Source organism: Asticcacaulis sp. (genome assembly GCF_035497195.1).
Classification (GTDB): domain Bacteria; phylum Pseudomonadota; class Alphaproteobacteria; order Caulobacterales; family Caulobacteraceae; genus Asticcacaulis.
Window position 1 is genome coordinate 1 of sequence record NZ_DATJDZ010000032.1, and the last position, 2,546, is coordinate 2,546.

The window sequence follows — 2,546 nt, forward strand, 5'->3', positions numbered from 1 at the left end:
TACTAAGAAAACTCTTCCCATTACCACCAATGGGATCAATAACCAAACTTATACTCCTGTCGTCAGGGGGTCCTTTAACCATATCAATTAAACTCTGTTGCCAGGGTCTAAAAACTAAAGAACCCGTAAACCTAACAGGAACATAACCGTCAGTATCCTTCCAAGGTCCATCAACACGACTGTCCTCCTTAACAACATAAAAATTGTTATCTCGGTTAACAGCACTGGTAACACTTAAGTGATACCCAGGAAACTTACTAAGAATCGTACTCCGACGTTCCTTAACCTTCAAACTAAATCTACCTTGAAGGTGTTCCTTCTTGGTACTAGGAGATAACTCCTTTTGAAAACACCACTTCTTACAGTGGGTACCAAGTAACTTTTTACAACTATCAACATCTACATTAAAGGTTGTAAAATCATAGGTGCATACTGCACTCTCTTGAATTTGTTTAGGCATAGCAAAAAAAATTTCAATACTAAAAAAAAGAAACTTTTCGGCGGTTCCCTGTAATAATACCTCAAAGTTTCTTTCTATATATATTATCTAGGTATAATGGAACTACTGGAACTACATAGTGTTTATGGGATAAAAATAAAAAAACGTAAAAATTACGGTAAAAAAAAATTATTAAAAAAAATAACACACTTCACCGCCCTTACGCGGGTCCCCGCCCACGGGGCTCCCCCCCCGCTGTCCGTCGCGGGCGGTTCAGTGTGTTAATGGAGAGAGAGACAAAAAAAATTAAAAATAAAAAATTATATTATATACTAAAACTTAAAAATACTAATATTTGAGTAAGAAAAAATGACCCCTTTGGGTTTAATCCCTTTACAACTAGGAACTGAATTGTTTAACAGTGTAAGAAACTATAGAAACAGATACCTAGCTGCTTATCCTAATCCTTATAGTAGAAGAACAACAACAGCAAGACCAACAGCCTATTATCCAAGAAGAAGAAACTATCGAAGACCTTACAGAAGACGTAGATACCGTTGTGTATTAAGAAGATATTAAAATGCCACAATTAAGACGAAGACGAAGACGTATGAACTACAGACCTAGATTAACTACTAGGCAAAGACGTTATAAACGAAAGACATATCGAAGAAAGAGAAGTAGATGGCAAGGACCTGTATGGAAAGAAACTACTAATATGAAAATAAGAACAAGATGGTATGGTGGCCATACTTTAAGTGCTGGTGCTAGAACTAACTATTGTATACCATTAAATACATTAATAATGGATCAACCTCCTTCCGGACATACTGCTGGTGCTTATACATTCCCTACTACTATGGCTGGTTATACTCAATCTCAAAGATTCATATCAATGATTGGACAATACAACAAGTTCGTAGTAAAAGGAGTAAAATACTGGATGAGAATAACAAACAGAGTAGCTGCTCCTACTTTAGAAGTCATGAGTGGAGTCTATGGTCCTGGTGCAAATGAACCTGGTAATGAACGTAATGCTAAAGATGCATTAGATTGGATGGAGAATAGAACTCTTGAACAAAAATATCAACTACCTGGAGTTAGTGTAACTCATATATTTGGTACTGCATCAGGTAAGGCAGAAAGATACTATTCTGGATATGTAAGTGTATCAAAATTACTAAAACTATCAAGTACTCAACAAGATGAAGAACTATGGTGTCAAATGCCAATTAAAGAAAATAATACTGATAAATACATAGTAATACCTGGTGCTCAAACCGTACCACCATTAAGTCATACTGTATTCAAAGCATTCAGTCTACACAATGTTCACCCTGCTGAAAGTGCTAATTACTTTGTAGAAGTAGCATTAACTTGGTATGTAACCTTCTTCGACAAAATAAGAGATACCCCAAAAACCATTATAGCTGGTCTTATTAGTGAAGGTGATGAAAATAAAAGAAGTGAACCGATACCTGGTGATGGATCTGATCATGAGGAAGATTGGAATGGTGACCCTGAAGATGAAACTGATACTGAACATGATGGTGATTATGAAAACATTGAAAATGATAAAGGAATCATGATACATTAAAAAATCAAGTTTTTACTTAGAAAAAAAAAATTAATTACAATCGTACTAATTTACTATCTACTATATTAAATATTTTCCATCTATCTTGACTAAATAAACTAGTATCAAGACTATGATTACTAAAAATAATAATATGAGGAGGCTCAAACAACTTCTCCTTATAAGTGTAACGGTCATCATAAGCCATTCCACTCTTGATAACTTCCAAACATGAAGCCATATCCTGAAGCTGATTCTTGTTAACAGCTCTAGGCAAATCCACAATGTAACAACTAGAAGTAGGAATACAATAAACAAATCTCATTATATCCAAACCAGTACGCATATTAACTGGCACAGTTGAACAATTATGATGTACCTTAAGGTACATACTAAGAAAACTCTTCCCATTACCACCAATGGGATCAATAACCAAACTTATACTCCTGTCGTCAGGGGGTCCTTTAACCATATCAATTAAACTCTGTTGCCAGGGTCTAAAAACTAAAGAACCCGTAAACCTAACAGGAA

The 2,546-nt window shown here is 35.2% G+C and carries 3 protein-coding genes; 1 reads left to right on the forward strand and 2 read right to left on the reverse strand.

Annotation, left to right across the window (positions count from 1 at the left end; all coding sequences use genetic code 11):
• Positions 1-460 (reverse strand): hypothetical protein (locus VL130_RS19395; protein ID WP_325365668.1); only part of this gene is annotated, 460 nt, incomplete at its 3' end.
• 697 nt (positions 461-1,157) lie between these two features.
• Between VL130_RS19395 and VL130_RS19400 the strand changes: the two genes are divergently transcribed.
• The gene (locus VL130_RS19400; protein ID WP_325365669.1) at positions 1,158-2,036 is read left to right on the forward strand and encodes a hypothetical protein; all 879 of its coding nucleotides are present in this window, start codon (positions 1,158-1,160) and stop codon (positions 2,034-2,036) included.
• Positions 2,037-2,070: 34 nt separating this feature from the next.
• Here VL130_RS19400 and VL130_RS19405 read toward each other — a convergent pair.
• Positions 2,071-2,546, reverse strand: a 476-nt coding sequence (locus VL130_RS19405) for a hypothetical protein (RefSeq protein WP_325365670.1), incomplete at its 5' end; no start/stop codon positions are given.